This window comes from Chitinophaga sp. 01L420 (assembly GCF_056399985.1).
Window position 1 is genome coordinate 96,706 of record NZ_JBFTSK010000005.1, and the last position, 18,291, is coordinate 114,996.

At 44.1% G+C, this 18,291-nt stretch carries 18 protein-coding genes; 13 read left to right on the forward strand and 5 right to left on the reverse strand.

Annotated elements, in window-relative coordinates; all coding sequences use genetic code 11:
- Nucleotides 1-27 precede the first annotated feature (27 nt).
- The 9 genes from AC1DP6_RS06830 (at nt 28) to AC1DP6_RS06870 (ending at nt 6,403) form a co-directional block, all read left to right on the forward strand.
- Entirely contained in the window at nt 28-1,689 is a 1,662-nt protein-coding gene (locus AC1DP6_RS06830) for a pyruvate dehydrogenase complex dihydrolipoamide acetyltransferase (protein ID WP_477054149.1), read from the forward strand.
- A 162-nt stretch (nt 1,690-1,851) separates the two neighbouring features.
- A complete protein-coding gene (locus AC1DP6_RS06835; RefSeq protein WP_133806502.1) occupies nt 1,852-2,358 on the forward strand; it encodes a GbsR/MarR family transcriptional regulator in 507 nt (168 codons plus the stop codon).
- A gap of 131 nt (nt 2,359-2,489) precedes the next feature.
- Complete coding sequence (locus AC1DP6_RS06840) at nt 2,490-2,768, forward strand: hypothetical protein (RefSeq protein ID WP_477054150.1); 279 nt, start codon at nt 2,490-2,492, stop codon at nt 2,766-2,768.
- Entirely contained in the window at nt 2,765-3,712 is a 948-nt protein-coding gene (locus AC1DP6_RS06845) for a TIGR01777 family oxidoreductase (protein WP_477054151.1), read from the forward strand. Before AC1DP6_RS06840 ends, AC1DP6_RS06845 begins: the two co-directional genes overlap by 4 nt.
- 18 nt (nt 3,713-3,730) lie before the next feature.
- Complete coding sequence (locus tag AC1DP6_RS06850) at nt 3,731-4,108, forward strand: CoA-binding protein (RefSeq protein WP_477054152.1); 378 nt, start codon at nt 3,731-3,733, stop codon at nt 4,106-4,108.
- A gap of 206 nt (nt 4,109-4,314) precedes the next feature.
- Complete coding sequence (locus tag AC1DP6_RS06855; protein ID WP_441573540.1) at nt 4,315-4,788, forward strand: ribonuclease H-like YkuK family protein; 474 nt, start codon at nt 4,315-4,317, stop codon at nt 4,786-4,788.
- Nucleotides 4,789-4,940: 152 nt separating this feature from the next.
- Nucleotides 4,941-5,426: a hypothetical protein gene (locus AC1DP6_RS06860; protein WP_477054153.1), complete on the forward strand. Its 486-nt coding sequence runs from the start codon at nt 4,941-4,943 to the stop codon at nt 5,424-5,426.
- Nucleotides 5,427-5,516: 90 nt separating this feature from the next.
- Nucleotides 5,517-6,005 carry a hypothetical protein gene (locus AC1DP6_RS06865; protein ID WP_477054154.1) on the forward strand — a complete coding sequence of 163 codons (489 nt, stop codon included), beginning with the start codon at nt 5,517-5,519 and terminating at the stop codon, nt 6,003-6,005.
- A gap of 11 nt (nt 6,006-6,016) precedes the next feature.
- Nucleotides 6,017-6,403 (forward strand): hypothetical protein, encoded by a 387-nt coding sequence (locus AC1DP6_RS06870; RefSeq protein ID WP_477054155.1) that lies wholly within the window; start codon nt 6,017-6,019, stop codon nt 6,401-6,403.
- Nucleotides 6,404-6,466: 63 nt separating this feature from the next.
- On the opposite strand, the gene AC1DP6_RS06875 is transcribed toward AC1DP6_RS06870, so the two are convergent.
- The 5 genes from AC1DP6_RS06875 to yihA form a co-directional block, all read right to left on the reverse strand.
- Complete coding sequence (locus tag AC1DP6_RS06875; RefSeq protein ID WP_477054156.1) at nt 6,467-8,026, reverse strand: SusD/RagB family nutrient-binding outer membrane lipoprotein; 1,560 nt, start codon at nt 8,024-8,026, stop codon at nt 6,467-6,469.
- 24 nt (nt 8,027-8,050) lie between these two features.
- Complete coding sequence (locus tag AC1DP6_RS06880) at nt 8,051-11,401, reverse strand: SusC/RagA family TonB-linked outer membrane protein (protein ID WP_477054157.1); 3,351 nt, start codon at nt 11,399-11,401, stop codon at nt 8,051-8,053.
- A 19-nt stretch (nt 11,402-11,420) separates the two neighbouring features.
- Nucleotides 11,421-12,389 (reverse strand): FecR family protein, encoded by a 969-nt coding sequence (locus tag AC1DP6_RS06885; protein ID WP_477054158.1) that lies wholly within the window; start codon nt 12,387-12,389, stop codon nt 11,421-11,423.
- A 69-nt stretch (nt 12,390-12,458) separates the two neighbouring features.
- Complete coding sequence (locus tag AC1DP6_RS06890; protein WP_441573533.1) at nt 12,459-13,049, reverse strand: RNA polymerase sigma factor; 591 nt, start codon at nt 13,047-13,049, stop codon at nt 12,459-12,461.
- 91 nt (nt 13,050-13,140) lie between these two features.
- Nucleotides 13,141-13,749 carry a ribosome biogenesis GTP-binding protein YihA/YsxC gene (gene yihA, locus AC1DP6_RS06895; RefSeq protein WP_133806507.1) on the reverse strand — a complete coding sequence of 203 codons (609 nt, stop codon included), beginning with the start codon at nt 13,747-13,749 and terminating at the stop codon, nt 13,141-13,143.
- 76 nt (nt 13,750-13,825) lie between these two features.
- On the opposite strand from yihA, the gene ubiE reads away from it, so the two are divergent.
- The 4 genes from ubiE to AC1DP6_RS06915 all read left to right on the forward strand — a co-directional run bounded on the left by ubiE (nt 13,826) and on the right by AC1DP6_RS06915 (nt 18,220).
- Complete coding sequence (gene ubiE / locus AC1DP6_RS06900) at nt 13,826-14,572, forward strand: bifunctional demethylmenaquinone methyltransferase/2-methoxy-6-polyprenyl-1,4-benzoquinol methylase UbiE (protein ID WP_477054159.1); 747 nt, start codon at nt 13,826-13,828, stop codon at nt 14,570-14,572.
- A complete protein-coding gene (gene porT / locus AC1DP6_RS06905; RefSeq protein WP_477054160.1) occupies nt 14,545-15,246 on the forward strand; it encodes a type IX secretion/gliding motility protein PorT/SprT in 702 nt (233 codons plus the stop codon). Before ubiE ends, porT begins: the two co-directional genes overlap by 28 nt.
- A 134-nt stretch (nt 15,247-15,380) precedes the next feature.
- Nucleotides 15,381-16,724, forward strand: a complete 1,344-nt coding sequence (locus AC1DP6_RS06910) for a dihydroorotase (protein ID WP_477054161.1) — start codon at nt 15,381-15,383, stop codon at nt 16,722-16,724.
- A 167-nt stretch (nt 16,725-16,891) separates the two neighbouring features.
- On the forward strand, nt 16,892-18,220 hold the full coding sequence (locus AC1DP6_RS06915; RefSeq protein WP_477054162.1) for a MutS-related protein: 1,329 nt from the start codon (nt 16,892-16,894) through the stop codon (nt 18,218-18,220).
- Nucleotides 18,221-18,291: the final 71 nt, after the last annotated feature.

Below are 18,291 nucleotides of genomic sequence, written 5' to 3' on the forward strand. Positions count from 1 at the left end.
TTTGAACAAAATTTTGAATAAAACACTATGGCAGAAGTTATCAGAATGCCCCTTTTGAGTGATACGATGACGGAAGGGGTGATTGCGGAATGGCATAAAAAGGTGGGCGATACAGTAAAGGCAGACGATGTTATTGCTGAAGTGGAAACGGATAAAGCAACCATGGAAGTGATGGGTTACGTAGAAGGAACCCTCCTGTATATTGGTGTGGAGAAAGGAAAAGCAGCTAAGGTAAACGGAATTATTGCCATTGTAGGTAAACCGGGAGAAGATTATACTTCTCTGCTGGAAGATAAAAAAGAGGCTACTGCTGCTCCTGCAGCTGCTGCAGCCACACCGGCACCTGCACCACAGGCCGCTCCTGCTGCTACTGCTGCACCGGCTGATGATGCTGCATTAAAAGAAGCACTGAAAAATGCGACTGTTATCCGTATGCCGCTGTTGAGCGATACCATGACAGAAGGTAAAATAGTTGCCTGGAATAAGAAAGTAGGCGATGTTGTGAAGAATGACGATGTACTGGCGGAAGTGGAAACGGATAAAGCGACCATGGAAGTAATGGGCTATGCCGACGGTACCTTATTATATATAGGTGTAAAAGAAGGTGAAGCTGCCAAAGTAAACGGTATCATTGCCATTGTTGGTAAAGCCGGTACCAGTGTAGATGCTATACTGGCTGCTGAAAACGGAGCTCCTGCTGCACAAACTGCGGCTCCTGCTGCGCCTTCACAAAACGGGACTGCTCCTGCTGCCACCACTACTGCTCCTGCCGCTCCCGCTGCAGTTGCATCCGGTAATGCAGACGGCCGTGTTAAAGCTTCTCCGCTGGCTAAAAAAGTGGCAGAAGAAAAGGGCATCGACATCAGCCAGATTCCTGGCTCCGGTGATGGTGGCCGTATCATCAAAAAAGACGTAGATAGCTTCGTTCCTGCTGCCAAAGCAGCTACTCCTGCTCAAAGCACAAGCAGCGCAGCACCTGCTGCTCCTGCCTTTGTTCCGGCTGGCCAGGAAGGCTTCACAGATATTCCGCTGACCAAAATGCGCCAGGTTATTGCCAGACGCCTTAGCGAAAGCAAGTTTACTGCTCCTCACTTCTACCTGAAAATAGATGTGAATATGGATAAAGCCATGGAAGCACGTAAATCTATTAACGAAATTTCTCCGGTTAAAATTTCCTTCAATGACATGGTGATCAAAGCTTCTGCGATGGCACTACGTCAGCATCCTGCGGTAAACAGTAGCTGGATGGGCGACTTTATCCGTCAGAACCAGCATATACACATCGGTTCTGCGGTAGCCATTGAAGATGGTTTGATTGTACCGGTGATCCGCTTTGCTGATCAGAAAACACTGAGCCAGATTGCCAATGATGCAAAAGGCCTGTACGACAAAGCCAAAAACAAGAAACTGCAACCACAGGAATTCAGCGGTAATACCTTCAGCATCTCCAATCTGGGTATGCTCGGTATCGATGAATTCACTGCTATTATCAACCCACCGGATTCAGCGATCCTGGCAGTAGGTAATATCACAGAAACTGCGATTGTGGAAAAAGGTCAGGTGAAAATAGCCAACATTATGAAACTGACCCTGAGCTGCGACCACAGAAGTGTGGATGGAGCTGTAGGCGCCCGTTTCCTGGCTACCCTGAAAGGGTTCCTGGAAAATCCGGTAACCATGCTGGTATAAACTGATTATAATAGCTATACGAAAGGCGGAGTGATACACTCCGCCTTTTTTGTGAGTTATCCGGTCATTGGGCCGTAAAATGTTTCATTATCTTTTGAAAGTTCAAAAACTTGGTATACATTTGACCCTGTAAATTGTCAAACGCTATAAATTACAACCTACATGAACTTAGTGGAAGCAAAGGCACAGTTTATTCAGACCTGGGGATCTTTAGGCGCTCAGTGGGGTATTAACCGTACGATGGCTCAGATTCACGCGTTACTGCTGGTAATGCCGGATCCGTTGTGTGCAGATGATATCATGGAGCAACTGAATATTTCCCGTGGTAATACCAATATGAATGTGCGGGAACTTATTAACTGGGGACTGGTGGAACGTATCCTCATTCCAGGTGAAAGAAAGGAATTTTTTGTAGCCGAAAAAGATATCTGGAAAGTAGCTACCTATATCGCACGCGAAAGAAAGAAACGTGAGCTGGATCCTATCATGAAAGTGCTGTTACAGCTGCAGCAGGCAGAAGGCGATCCAAAAGACAAAGAAATGAAAGCCTTCAAAGATTCCATCTCCAACATTACCAAGTTTGCTCAACAAACCGATAAAACAATTGGTGCATTTATTAAATCAGAAGAAAACTGGTTCTATAGCAGCTTGCTGAAACTCATCAAATAATTTTTTTTGTTTCAATATTTCATTCTTTACTGAAAATTCTGAAATATGGAAAGAAAAAAAGGATTTTATTACTTACTGATGTCGTTATCCAGATCCTGTTATTGCTTTTAGCTTTTATACGCTCTTCTTCTATGGAGCCTTTCAATACACTACTGGTAGCCCTTTTCATCTATCAGCTTTTCAGCTGTATCATTCACCAGGGGTTTTCTATTTCCTTTTTCAGAAAGATATATCACTGGATATTGATTCCTGTACTCATGCTCTGCGCCATCCTGATAGTACTCAGCGTGATGAATATTGGCTTTGCCCTGTTTGGCCTGCTATGGCTGGTATATTCCGCTCCCTTGCTGATGATTTGCTACCTGCTGCTAACTTTTTATGAAACGCTTGAAAACGATCAATTATCGTGAAAAATAAACGCATCATCGTCGCTGCCGGCACCGGCTTTATCGGCAAAAGCCTGGTCGAATATTTCCGAGAGGAGAACGATATTATCATCCTTACCCGCACGCCACGCCCTGCTGCCGGCCGGATCAGCTATATAGCCTGGGATGGTAAAAATGCCGGCAAATGGACCGCAGCACTGGAAAATGCGGACCTGTTGATTAACCTCACTGGCAAAAGTGTCAACTGCCGCTATACCCCGCAAAACAAACAAGCCATACTGGATAGTCGCATCAACGCCACCAACGCTTTAGGAGCGGCCATTCAGACCTTGAAAAATCCGCCCAAAGTATGGATCAATGCAGGCAGCGCCACCATCTACCGGCACGCGGAGGACCATCCCATGGATGAATTTAATGGGGAGATGGCCAATGATTTCTCTGTTCAGGTATGCAAATTATGGGAGAAAACTTTCAACGATATTACCCTGCCGCATACACGAAAAGCAATACTACGTATAGGCGTTACCTTAGGCTGGCAGCCCGGGGGTGTTATGCAGCCTTATCTGAACCTGGCAAAGTTCGGTCTGGGCGGCTATCAGGGCAGTGGCAAACAAATGTTTACCTGGATACATATCACAGATGTATGCAGGATGATAGCCTGGCTATACGAAAATGAAACGGGCAGCGGCACTTACAACTGTACGGCTCCCAATCCGGTGACCAATAAAGTATTCATGCAATCATTGCGGGCAGCTACCGGCCATGTATTTGGCTTGCCGGCCCCAGCTCCTTTATTAAAAATAGGAGCCGCCCTGATCGGTACAGAAACGGAGCTGCTATTGAAAAGCAGGTGGGTACTACCATCCAGGGCACAACAGGCAGGTTTTACTTTTACCTTTCCGTTGTTAAAAGATGCGTTCCAGGATATCCTGACTCATCTGCCCCGGCATGCTTACCACTTGTTTTGAATTCCGTAAATTAGTGGTATGGAAACCAGCAACGATAAAAAACTCACCGTGGTACTGGGTGCATCACCCAATCCCGAAAGATATAGCAATATGGCTGTGAACAGACTTACCGCCAAAGGCCATCCCGTAGTGGCTATCGGGAGTCGTGTGGCTACGATTGGGGATATCCCGGTGATCACCGAACATCCGGCATTGGAGAAAGTAGATACCGTTACCATGTACCTGAATCCTGTTGCTCAGAAAGCGTATTACGACTACATACTGCAGCTGCAACCCCGCCGCATTATATTCAATCCGGGTGCAGAAAACGAGGAACTGGAAGATATTGCCAGGCAGCATAATATTCAACCGGTAGAAGCCTGCACACTGGTACTACTCAGTACTGGCCAGTTTTAGCCGCATCTCTTCTTTCTTTCTTCTCATTTTTTTAACGTGCAGCTGTTGGTAATTGCTAACAGCTTTTTCGTATATTCGTATATATTGCTGTTATCCCCCAATGAACGCATCCCATATTGTTGACCCACCAAACGCATGGCATTACTTCGACAGGCAGGCATTATAGCATAACCCAATTTGCATGTTCACCCTTTAATATACATTTTATGCAATGGAGAAGATTTAATGGAGAGGTCATCCACCTTCCGGTAAAGGAGGAAGTACGACAAGCCATTGTTCGCGAAACCGCTAAGGGATTTCGTCTGAAAGTGTGCATTGGCACTGATTCCCAGGTAAAAGGAGTGGATACTGAATTCGCTACAGTGATCGTTTTCCTTCGGGAAGGTCATGGCGGATTTATGTTTATCCACAATGAAAAAACCAAAAACCGCTATTCTATCAAAGAGCGCATGCTGGTAGAAGTAGGCAAGAGTATTGAGATTGCGTATGAACTGTGTGACCTGTTTACTGAATATAATGTAGACATGGAAGTTCATGCAGACATCAATACCAACCCTCAGTTCAAGAGTAACCTGGCCCTGCGCGAAGCAATGGGTTATATCCTGGGTATGGGCTTTGCCTTCAAAGCCAAACCTGAAGCGTTTGCCAGCAGCAGCTGCGCCAATAAAATAGTGAACTAAGGCGCCTGTTTTTTGTACCTCTCTCAAATATTTTTCTGACGTGATACCACGTCAGGTGGCTTTTTCTCCCCTTATCTAGCTATACAAATCCTGCCCGAAATTGTAACTTTCCCATTGCTCCCACGCTTAACATACATAAAATACCTTTATTTATGACCTCACCAAAATCATTAATAGCAATATTGCTATTAGCCACTATAAGCATTGTTGCCTGTAAGAAAGATAACATAACTCCTGCTCCTAAAGGGGATGCGCTTTTTATTGATTTCAACAGCCAGATAGCGGCATCTGCGGAGTTCCCATATAAAAGACTACTAATCACTGCCGATGCCAGCTATGAAGTCAGGTTTAACGGAGAAAAAAAGGAAATCATTCAATTATCCGGTAGTATTCATGATAGTTTGAAACCCTACCTCTCCAGCTTTCCACGTGCAGCCATCAAAGCGGATCCTCAAACAGCTAAGTACAGTGCTCTGGGAGCATCAGACATCCCTTATCAACGGTTCAGCTATGTACCCGAAAGGTCTGACGACATCACTAAAATCACCATAGATCAAGGTATTGTTGTACCTTATATAGACGAGTTTCAGAAAAAAATAAATCAAACCATTATCAATTGTAAGCTATTGAGACCTTAATCCCTTTAGCAGGAAATTAATACTGGTGGGCTGTTTAAATTTTACGGGAATGAAACAGCTTCCTTATTCATCGTTTTAAATAACCCTATTATGACATCACCAAAATCACTGGTAGCAGTAATGCTAATTGCTTCCTTCAGTATTGCAGCCTGTAAAAACAAAGGCGGAAATACCACTGCACCTCCTTCAAAGGGTAATGCCTTGTTTGTTAATTTCGGCGGCGGCAATGTACCGGTACCGCATACCAAAAAGCTGCAGATCACCGCTGATGCCAGCTATGAAATTACTTATACCGGAGACAAAAGTGACACCACTACTTTACCCGGTAATGTTCATGACAGTCTGAAACAATACCTCACCAGTTTTCCGCAAACCACCATCAAAGCAGATACACTGGTAAGCAGCTATAGTCTTCTCGGCGCGGCAGACAATTCCTTCGAAACATTCACCTACATACAGGAAACACCTGCCGACACCACCAAAATCTCCATAGATACCGGTACCAGCGTGCCTTACATGGATGATTTCCAGAAAAAAATAAATCAAACCATCGCCAATTGCAAGCTATTGGCCAATTAATACCCTTTACTATGAAAATAAAATACTGGATAGCTACTTTCCTCCTGTTTATACTTATTTCCTCCTGCCAAAAAGAAGAAGAGGATACTTCTACAACAAAAATTGAAGGAAAGTGGCTGCTTATAAAAGCAGACGGCGACATGATTGGACTGGAATCCAGGATAACAAACAGGCAGGAATTAATTATCCAGCATGGAGAATACAGATTGCTGGTAGACGATTTACAGCTGGTAGCAACTACCTATAACGTTGTACAGGCCGACATCGATGCTGACCCCAGATGGCAACTCAAACTTGGGAACCAGAATTCTTACTATATCGAAATAAAAAAGAACCTGCTTTATGTGTGGGATAAAAACCCGGAGGGAATGAGGCTAATCTATCAGAGAATATTATAGCGCTTTTATAAAACAGGAAGGCCCGCATCAGCTGATGCGGGCCTTCCTGTTTTATAAAAGATGTTAGTCTTTCAACAACCACATTACACTATTTACATTATCACTTCCACMAAACTGCCGTTGAATAGCAGCATCCATATTTGCATTGTTATAGCTTAATTCGTTGGCAGGATACAACCATCTTACCGGAAACTGTGTACCTGGCGTATTCAGATTAGTTGTGCTATTCAACACAAATGCCGGGTAGCCGGTGCGTCTTTGTTCATACCACGCATTATAGTTGCAACCTTGCAGGAAGCCTGCGACGTACTTCTGTGTAATGATCTGCGACAACTGATTTTGCATATTGCCAGTGAGTGCTACGGAAGTAACGTATGCCTGAATATAAGCATCATCCATTTTCATGTTGTGATGAAAATCAGCCTGATCTGGTGTGTAGGTAGCTGTAAACTTCATGGCATTGGTAATGCCATTTGCATAATAGGTTTGAGCCGCTGTGCTGGAAATCCATCCACGTACAGTGGCTTCTGCCAGTACAAATTGCAATTCAGGATAGCTGAATACACTTACCGGCTCTGCACTTACCAGGTTTACATAGCGATTGTTCAGATCAGAATAATCTTTAGATACACGCATGGTTTGCAGTGCAGAAAATGCGTTGGATGGTTCTGCACCTACATATGCATCCCAATCGCTGGGTAGTTTTCCTGCAGCAATTTTTACAGGAGAAGGTTTTGCATAATAGAACAGGCGGCGGTCCTGCAATGTTTTCAACGGCGCGATTAACGTTGCTGAAAGCATGGTATAATTCGATTTCACAAATGAATTACCTGAACCCGCCGGCACATCGGACCATGGATAATTTTGACCAGCAGCAGGAGTATAAGTCAATGCAAAATTATCGGCATAAGAACGCATCAATGGTCTGTTGGCTACGATATCTTTAAAACGTTCCACCACTTTCAAATCTGCATCACCAGTTTTTTTATACAGGTTCATCAACACATGTAATTCAAAACTGTTGACCAGCCTGCGCCAGTTATCTACTTTACCGCTATATATAGGATCGCCTGCAAAATCTTTTCCTGTTGCAAACAATGCGTTCGCGCTATCCAGTTCATTCAGGATACCCAGGAACACTTTCTTTTGCGTGTCATATTCCGGCTGAATGATATTTTCCGCTTCGCCTTTACCCGCCTGCGAATAAGGAATATCGCCTACCTGCATCGTAGTTTGAAAAAACTGCCATGCCCGGATAAAGTGACCTAGTCCGTTGTATGATTTTCTGGCCTCTTCATCCAGTGCAGCATTGACCATAGGCGGGATATTGCGCAACTGCAGCAACCGGTCAAAGTTGCTTCTCCCGAATTTATTATACTGTAAATTCTCCTGTCCTTCTCCCCAGGTAAGGTATTTACCCAACAGGTAGGGCTGCATAAATCCTTTAGTGGTACTGATGCTGCTTCTTGTGATATTCAGGATCATCTGGGTAGCCAACAGATCTGCCCCCACCTGTGTTGTTTGATTGGGGTTGGTATTGATCTTATCAAATTTAGAACATCCCGCTATCATGGTGGCCGCTAATGGGATCGCCAGTATATATTTCAGTGAATTATTTTTCATGTGATTTACTTTGATGATGAAAGATTAGAACCCAATTTTGAAATTAACCCCGATCATCCGCTGCGATGGTGAATTCAGGTTTTCATCGTCCACATCAGGATCTGAAAATTTGAATTTGGTGAAGAGGAACAGGTTCTGCGCAGTAACGGAAACGGATGCATTTTTAATACCGGAATGAGCCAGCTTATTGGCCGGAAAACGGTATCCTACAGACAGTTCACGCACTTTTACGAATGATTTCTTTTGAATACCACGATCACCACCTCTGAAGTTCTGTGCATAATCCTGGTAAGACACTTTGGTATCGTTGTCAGCATACTGACGGGTATCGCTGATGATCTTACCGAAGTTATCATAGCTTGCACTACCGGATATTACTTTTACGCCTTTACCTACGTAATTAGTTAAGCCTTTCACTACTTCATCATAACGATACTGATTATCTGATTCAGGATTGGTACCGGAATCCCACATTTTATCATAAATGTAGTTATACATCCATCCGCCGATACGTCCGTCGATATTGAGTCCTACAGTAAAGTTGCCAATGTAGAAGGTGTTGATAAAACCAAAACTAAAAGCAGGATCTGTATAACCATATAATTGTTCATAATCACTTTCTACCGGAATACCATTGTTATGAATAATATTGCCCTTAGGATCTCTTAACCAGTAGTTGTCGGTAATTACGTCGAGTCTTTCTTTTGTTTTTACCCAGGGCTTTTTAGCAGAATATACAGAGTCGAGGTCTATGTAGTAACGATGTTGATTAGACCAGTTAACAGTAGATACCCACTGGAAATTTTTGTTTTTGATCACCGTACCGCCGACAGTAATTTCTACTCCTTTTCTAACATAGGTTTCGCCGGTATTCACCAGGGTAGACTCAAATCCGCTGCTACCTGAAATAGGCACCAGTTCCTGCTGGTTGAAATAATATTTGTTGAAGTAAGCCACATCTATATTCAGGCGTTTTTTAAACAGGTAAGCGGCAGTACCGATTTCCCAGGTACGTTGTGAACTTGGGAGGATATCGGCACCCAGTAAACTACCGGGATACCTGGCAGAATTGGCACCGTTCCACACACCTGTACTGGTGCTGTAGAGGCGGTTGATCGCATATGGATTTGCAGGTGTTTTAAAGGTGGCCCAGGAACCGCGGATTTTCCACATATCAGTAAAGGCAGGCATTTTGAATAATTCAGATAATACCACACTTGATCCGATAGAAGGATAAAAGTAAGCCCTGTTTGCTTTCGGCTGTGCAGAGTTCCAGTCATTCCTGCCGGTAGCATCCACGAAAACAGTATTCTTCCAGCTAACTGCCAGTCTTCCGTACAAGCTATTTACCTGGTTGGCCGTATAGGACGGGCTGAAAGTAGGCGCTTCTACAGATCCATTCAACGAAAAATAGGTGGGTGAAACCAATCCGTTTTTAGTAGAAGCATTTAATCCTTCTTTTTGATAGTAATAAATGGTACCACCAGCCATCGCATCAAAATTCCAGTTACCCACTTTTTTGGTGTAGCTCAGTATCGCATCGTTATTGGTACTCCAGCCCCATGAGTTGTAGATGGCGTATAAACCTTTTGCGTTCCAACCACCTCTGGTAGAATAAATATTAGCTGTTGGGTTGGTTTGTGTTTCTTTATTACTGTATACATCATAACCGAGACGCACCAGGAGAGTCAGGTCAGGATTGAATTTATAGTTGGCGGTCAAACTGGCATTGGTAGTATTCTGTTGAATTCCATCCAGTTTCTCGTACGCAATCAGGTAAGGGTTATCGTACCAGTTAGTGTACATCCAGTTTTGTGTTTTGTTAGGTACTTTCCAGTAGTCGCGGTATTGGCGGATATCATATTCGGGACCTGTCCACATGGTGAGCTGGTAGATGTAACCCTGGTTACCATAACCAGTACCCCATGTTTGCGGCGCTATTCTTTTGCTGACACCCATATGCCCTTCGAGGTTAAACTTCTCTGTTGCTTTCAATTCACCACCCAGCGTGAAATTGTACATATTCAGTTTAGCATTGGGGAATTGTCCTTTGTTGTAGATGTGGTTCATAGAGGCGCGGAAGCTACCATACTTGCCGCTTTGGGATACGTTGATATTGTTGTTGGTGATTAATCCCAGCTCCATAAAATTCTTCAGGTTATCTTTTCCTGCAGAAGTCAATGGCCTGTTATCTTCAAATTGTTTGGTGGCCGGATTCCAATCCCTGGCGGTGTTGCCCACATCTAATTTTGGGCCCCATACGTAGTCGTTATCAATTGCTCCGTACTGCCCGCGGGCATAAGAAGTTTGCGATTTAGGGATAGCGAGGAAGCCACTCTGCAGCATGGTGTTGCTGTTGATATTCACGGACAGGCCGGTGCCTGTTCCTTTTTTGGTGGTTACCAGGAGTACGCCGCCGGAGGCTCTGGAGCCATACAATGCGGATGCAGTGGGTCCTTTGAGTACATCGAGACTTTCAATATCATCTGCAGGCACATCGCGCAGCGTCATGTTGGCATAAGGTACGCCGTCAATTACGAGCAAAGCTCCTTCACCTCTAAGTTCAATAGTAGGTTTAGCAAAAAATTCAGTGGAATTTTTCACTACCAGCCCTGATACCTGTCCGGTGAGGGAGGTGGCGAGATCTACTCCTTTTACCGTTTGTACAGCTTCTCCTTTTACTTTTTGTACGGCGTATCCCAATGCTTTTTCAGAACGTTTAATACCGAGGGCAGTGACTACTACCTGGTCGATACTGATCGCCTGATCATTCAATACGATGGTAATGATTTGTTCGCCTTTTACGATATATTCTTTAGGCGTGTATCCCATGAGATTAAATACCAGCACCTCTCCATCATTTACATTATCGATAGAGAAGTGACCGTCTTTATCTGTGACCGTTGCCTTCGAAGTGCTTTTCACCTGTACAATTACGCCTGGCAATGCGTTGCCGGCAGAATCTTTCACCGTACCTTTTATGGTTTGCTTTTGTGCTGCATCTATCACCGTGGTTAATTTGGTTTTAGTACTGCCGGCATCTTCCGCTTTTACCACGTATAGTTTGCCATCTATTTTTTTACATACCAGGCCCAAAGGTGCGATGTATTTATTCAGACCTCCTTCAATGTTATCTGCTTCAAAAACACCGGTGCCTGGCAACAGGATACTTTTTCCTTTCAGCAGGTTGGTGTTATAGCTGAAGCGCACATCAAATTTTGCTTCCAGTTCATTGATCACAGTGATCAAAGGCACTGCCGTGGTGTGGTTTTCGCGGGTGGCGGCTGTTGTTATCTGTGCGGTTGTCCATTGCAGACAGCATAACAAAGCAGTAACCATTATCAGTTGGAAACTGATTGATTTAACTCTTTTCATAACTTAATTTTGGTTGTCTCTAAAGGTTTTTGTTATTCACGTAAATGATCTTGTGCTGTAAAACGAATTTTAAATTAAAGGACTGTTCTATCGTAAGGATCGCCTGTTGTAGATTGTCGGATGGAAGATATCCGGTGAAGAGAAGGCCTTCTATTCCTTCTGCTTCGAATGCTACTTTATAATCATATTGTTCACCTAGTTGTTGCATGACTACTTTTAGTGGTTGACTTTTAAATGCCAGCAGGTTGTACTTCCAGGAAGTTTGAAACAGGGTATCTACGGGCTGTTTCGATAACACCCTGGTGTTGCTGTTAAACGCAGCCATTTCTCCTGGCTTCAGCAGCAGGGATGCGGTGTTGCCGGCATCTACTTTTACACTCCCCTCGTTCAATACTACAGCGGCATTGCCATTGCCTGTATTTACATTGAAGGCCGTTCCCAGCACACTGATATCCACGAGGTTGGCGGCATGCACGATAAACGGTTGTGTGGCCTGGTGTTGAACGGTGAAGAAAGCTTCTCCTTCCAGCCATACTTCGCGGCGTTGGTCATTGGTGTTTACGGCCATGCTACTGCGTTGATTGAGCCGTATAACGGTGCCATCTTCCAATTGAATGGTTTGTACCTGGCGCGTATTGTTGACAAAATGTTGGCGGTTATCCTTCTCCCTATAGTATACTATAGCAAGGGAAGCCAGGCCTACAAAGGGAATCAGGGCGGCCGCTATTCTGAAACGGGTTCTTTTCCATAACGGGATCACGGGTGTTGCCGGGGTATGCTGCATAATGGTATTAAAAACATTGGCAGCAGCTTCCTGCGGCATCGCCCGTCCGTTTCCGGTTTCCAACAGTTCTTCCACAGACGGAAATTCACTGGATACCGGATCTTTTTCCAACCAGGCAATGAGTTGCAAACGCTCTTCCTGTGTAGATTTCCTTTCGGCTAGTTTTATAAAAAGGTCCTTTACACTATGCTTCTTTTCTTCCATTGTTCCTCGTTGACATAACAGTAATACGATCGGGATGATCTAAAAGACGATCGGCAGGAAAATTTTTCTTTAGTTCCGGTAGATATGGCAAAAGACAGCCATGACGATAGAGATATCGGCGTGTTGATACAGGTAATGCCGTACAAAGCGGGAAGCCTTTACCAGCTGGTCTCTTACGGTATTGACAGAGATGCCCAGGTCATCGGCAATTTGCTGGTTGGATAATCCCTGTACTTTGCTCATTTTGAAGATCCGCTGCCGTTGGGCAGGTAAATGAGAGATGGCATTCATTTTAATGACTTCCAGCTGCCGGGTGTAGAGGATATCGTCCATGGCGCCGGTATCTTCTGTATATAATTGCAGAAAATGTTCGCGGAAATTTTTATCATGAACCGCCTTTTTCAGGTAGTCGAATACGTAGTTGCGGGTGCTGGTAAAGAGGTAGGCCCGGAGAGACAAAGCCGGGTTGAGTTGTTCGCGCTTCAACCATATTTTCAGAAATACTTCCTGTACTGCATCTGCCGCCACGTCTGGCAAGCCGCAAAGTTTCAGGGTATAGCCGTATATGGGATCGCGGTATTTTTCGTACAATTCCCGGAAGGCTTCCTGATCTCTCTCCACTATCCTTTTACACAGTATTTCATCTGTTGCATCCAGCATGCCAACAAGTATTTGGGTAAAAAAATGCCATCATTTAACAAGTAGTACCAAATATAAAAAAATATTGGAGAGAGGAGGGCGACTCCTTTTATCAGGCAATGGCCCGGAATTGCGCATTCATTTCATCGATATAATTGAGTATTGCATCTCTGCCTGTTTTCTTTATGGTAGAGGTCACGAAGTTAGGCGGGAGAAACTGCCATGTTTCCCTCATTTTGTTGAGGAATGTTTTTACGTTTTTGCTCACTTCCGCCTGGGTGCTTTTATCGGCCTTTGTAAATACGAGGCTGAATGGAATATTCCATTCACCGAGCTGGTTAACGAAATCCAGGTCTATTTTCTGTGGTTGGTGGCGGCTGTCGATCAGCACAAATACGCTCACCAGGTTAGTACGTTTGCGCAGGTAGTTTTCGATCATCTGCTGCCATTGACGGCGTTGTGATAAACTTCTTTTAGCGAATCCATACCCTGGTAAATCCACGAGGTACCAGGCCTTATTGATGGCAAAATGATTAATCAGCTGTGTTTTACCGGGTGTACCGGAGGTTTTGGCTAATTTTTCATTGTTGGCCAATATATTGATCAAAGAAGACTTACCCACGTTAGAACGGCCTATAAAGGCGTATTCCGGTAATGTAGGACTGGGACATTGTTCCCAATCGGGACTACTGATAAGATATTCTGCTGACTTAATTACCATAGTGATATTTGCTTTGTTCCATTAAAAAACCCGTATCTCCTTATTTACATACTACATTTCTTTAACTTTGCGGACTATGTCAGAAAATGTAAATGTTCAGAAGATCGTTCCCTTTGAAGGGTCAAAATTAAGCAAGAAGGAGCAGATAGCGACCATGTTTGATGATATTGCTCATCGCTATGACTTTCTTAACCACTTTATGTCGCTCGGAATCGACATTATCTGGCGGAAAAAAGCATTGGGCTATTTGAAGTCGCTTCAGCCCAAACTCATGCTGGACGTAGCTACCGGCACGGGCGACTTTGCCATTATGGCCGAAAAGCACCTTCATCCGGAAAAAATTGTGGGCATTGATATTTCTGAGGGGATGTTGACTCATGGACGGGAAAAGATCAAAAAACTGGGCCTGGCAGATAAAATTACGCTGCAATCCGGCGATAGTGAGACAATAAGTTTTCCGGACCAGACGTTTGATGCCATAACGGTGGCTTTCGGCGTAAGGAATTTCGAAAACCTGGAAAAGGGGCTGTCTGACATGTATCGTGTACTGAAACCAGGGGGTAAATTGGTGATCCTTGAATTTTCGAATCCCACAGTTTTTCCTATTAAACAATTATATAATTTGTATTTTCGTTATATTACACCGCTGCTCGGGAAATGGATAGCGAAGAGCCAGGCGGCTTACAGTTATCTGCCAGAATCTGTGAAAGCGTTTCCGCAGGGTGAAGCAATGCGAACTATTTTAACTAACACCCGTTTCCAGGCCGTTACATGCAAAACGCTAACATTCGGCATATGTTCTATTTACTGCGCTACGCGCTGATATTCGTTTTATTGGTTGGAATGCTTCCTGCAAAGGCGCAAACCAATATGAATATGATAGAACATGATGCAAAACCCTATTACTTTGGCATTACGCTGGCCGCAAACCAGTCCTATTTTAAACTCGAGCATTCCCCTGCCTTCCTGGCGAGCGACTCTATTATGGTGGCAGAGCCATTGAAAACAATGGGGTTCAACCTGGGATTACTGGCTAATGCCAGACTTAGCGAGCATTTTGACCTGCGTTTTAATCCGCAGCTCATCTTTGCTTCCAAAAATCTGTATTACCGGGACGCCTATCCCAAACCACAGGATACCGAAAAAAAGATAGAATCTATTTTACTAAGCTTCCCCTTACAGATCAAATTTAAGTCGGACCGCATCGGCAATATGCGTGTATACACCATTGCCGGGCTGAAATACGACTATGATCTGGCCTCCAATGCCCGCCTACGCAGAGCAGACGACCTCGTAAAAATCAAAAAGAGCGACTATGGCTATGAAGCCGGCGCCGGATTTGAGTTTTACTTTGAGAGCTTCATCTTTGCTCCTGAATTCAAAATCAGCAACGGTTTCGGCAATGTACACGTGAAAGACCCTAACCTGCGGTACTCCAATGTGGTGGAAAAACTGCAATCCCGCATGTTTGTATTTTCCATTCACCTGGAAGGATAACGGAAAGAATTACGAATTAAGAATTACGAATTACGGAGTTGTGGGGAGATAGTAATGAATACGCTTCTCGTTTACCATCTCCCCACAACTCCGTAATTCGTAATTCTTAATTCGTAATTCTTTATTTTTGCGGCATGCAAAATTACCTCATCAGGAATATAGCCGTGGTAAACGAAGGACAAACCACGGTACAGGATGTATGGATCAGAAACAGCCGCATTGAAAAAATAGCGCCTAATATCACTGTCAGTGGCCAATACACGGAAATTAACGGAGAAGGGAAACACCTGCTGCCCGGCGTGATAGACGACCAGGTACATTTCCGCGAGCCCGGCCTCACACAAAAAGCGACTATTTATACAGAAGCACGCGCTGCCGTAGCCGGTGGAACCACCAGCTTCATGGAAATGCCCAATACCAAACCTGCTGCACTCACCCAGGAATTACTGGAAGATAAATATATCATTGCCCAACAACATTCACTGGCGAACTACTCCTTTTTCATGGGAGCTGCCAATGATAATGTGGAAGAAATTCTGAAGACGAACGCCAAAAAAGATAGTGTTTGCGGCGTAAAAATATTCATGGGTTCTTCTACCGGCAACATGCTGGTAGATAACTACCTCACCCTGGAAACCGTTTTTTCCAACAGCGAATTACTGATAGCTACCCATTGCGAAGATGAAAAAATCATCCGCAGTAATATGGAAGCTTTTCAGCGCGAAAAAGGAGATCACCTCACCGCTGCTGATCATCCGCTGATCCGTAATGTGGAAGCTTGTTTTGAGTCGTCACTGGTGGCTATACAGTTTGCACAGAAGCACAATGCCCGCCTGCACATTCTTCATATATCCACTGCCCGCGAACTGCAATTGTTCAGCAACATGCTGCCACTGGCGGAGAAACGCATCACGGCAGAAGTATGTGTACATCATCTTCATTTTACGGCAGATGATTATGCACAATATGGTAACCTGATCAAATGCAACCCCGCCATTAAAGCAGCAGATAACAAAACCGCGCTGTGGCAGGGACTTTTGGACGACAGGCTGGATATTATTGCCACAGACCATGCGCCACATACCTGGGAAGAAAAACAACTCCCCTACCTGCAGGCGCCATCTGGTGTGCCATTGGTACAACACAGTCTCTTGCTGATGCTGGAACATGCCCGTCAGGGTGATATCACAATAGAAAAAGTAGTGGAAAAAATGAGCCATGCACCCGCTATCTGTTTCCAGATAAAGGAAAGAGGATTTTTGAGAGAAGGCTACTTTGCAGACTGCGTCATCGTAGATCTTAATGGCCAGACCAGCGTAAACAAACAGAACATTTATTATAAGTGTGCCTGGAGCCCTTTTGAAGGTCATACCTTCCCGGCTGCCATCACCCATACTTTTGTAAGCGGCCACCTGGCTTATGCTGACGGCGCTTTCAATGAAAATGTACTGGGTCAGCGGTTAGCATTTAGCCGCTAATAAGAGCTGAAGGCGAAAAGGCCATCGAAGTGGATAATACCAGCGGAACCTCCGTCAGTGATCCCTTTCGATGGTCTTTTGCTTTCTGCTCTCAGCTTTTCTTTCTAATCTTATGGAATTTTTCTATCCTTGCATCTTCCACCGTATATTCACTAAAATGACGCTGCATGCAACTGGACAAAACATCCTACTACGACCTGTCTATTTTTAACCGCGACGAAGAGTATTCCCTATTTCACCGGCTTGATTTTACCACTACTTCCGGAGGTCGTGAATTCCTACGCCAATTATTCAGCAACCCATTAGAAGATATTACCTCGATCCAAAACCGTCAACGGGCATTACAGTATATCCTGGAGCAGGAAAGTAACTGGCCCTCTATTATCTCCAACGGCACGGTGGTAGTAGTGGAAAATTATATGGAAGCGCAGATCGAACCCATCTCTAATACAGAAGGGATGTCGTTGTACATACAGGCAGTGATCAATAAAACATTGTATGCACCTGATTTTGGTTTCATTAAGTTCTCTTTCACACAGCTGGTAAACCTCCTGAAAGGATTCCGTTCTTTTATCAACGCCTTTAATTCAGATGACACCCCCAAATTGCTGAAAACATTGCTGGACAGGGCGCAGCAGCTGCTAACAAAAAAAGATTTCTATGAAATTCTGAAAGCGGATGAAGAAGGGAAACTGAATTATATAGAAATACTACGTTATGATAATTATATCAGGAAAAGACATAAAAAGGTGATCACGGAACTGGTGACCCTTTACCAGCAACTGGATGCTTACTATGCAATGGCCAAAGCGATCAAGCATTACAAGCTGATTTTCCCTACCTTTTCCAATAGCACAAGACCTGTTGTGAAAGCTAATCAGCTGTATCACATCATACTGCCGGAGCCGGTAGCTTATGATGTAACACTGGATGAAGCTTCGCACTTTATGTTCCTTACAGGCGCAAATATGGCGGGTAAAACCACCTTTATCAAAGCAGTAGGAGTAGCGGTATTTCTGGCGCATATAGGTATGGGCGTACCTGCCCAAAGTATGGAGCTGAGCTTCTTTCATGGCATCTTCAGCAACATACAGGTACAGGATAATATATTCAAGGGAGAAAGTTATTTCTATAGTGAAGTATTGCGTATCAAGAATACAATTCTGCAAATCAGCAATGGCAAAAACTGGCTGGTGCTGATTGATGAAATGTTTAAAGGCACCAATGTGGAAGATGCCAGAAACTGTTCCCTGGCGGTTATCCGGGGACTGCTGCAAAGTACCAACTGCCTTTTCATCTTGTCTACTCACCTCTATGAAATAGCAGAAGATCTTAGTGCAGAGCAACGCATTCAATTCAAGTATTTTGAATCTACTGTTATAGAAGATGACCTTCATTTTACTTACCTCCTGAAAGATGGTATTGCAAAAGAAAAGATCGGGTACCTGATCCTGAAAAGAGAGAAGGTACTTGATTTGCTGACGCAAATCAGGTAGAATTACGAATTACGAATTTCAAATTACGGATTTGTGTGTAGATGGTAAATGGGAATAGCCATTTCGCTTAT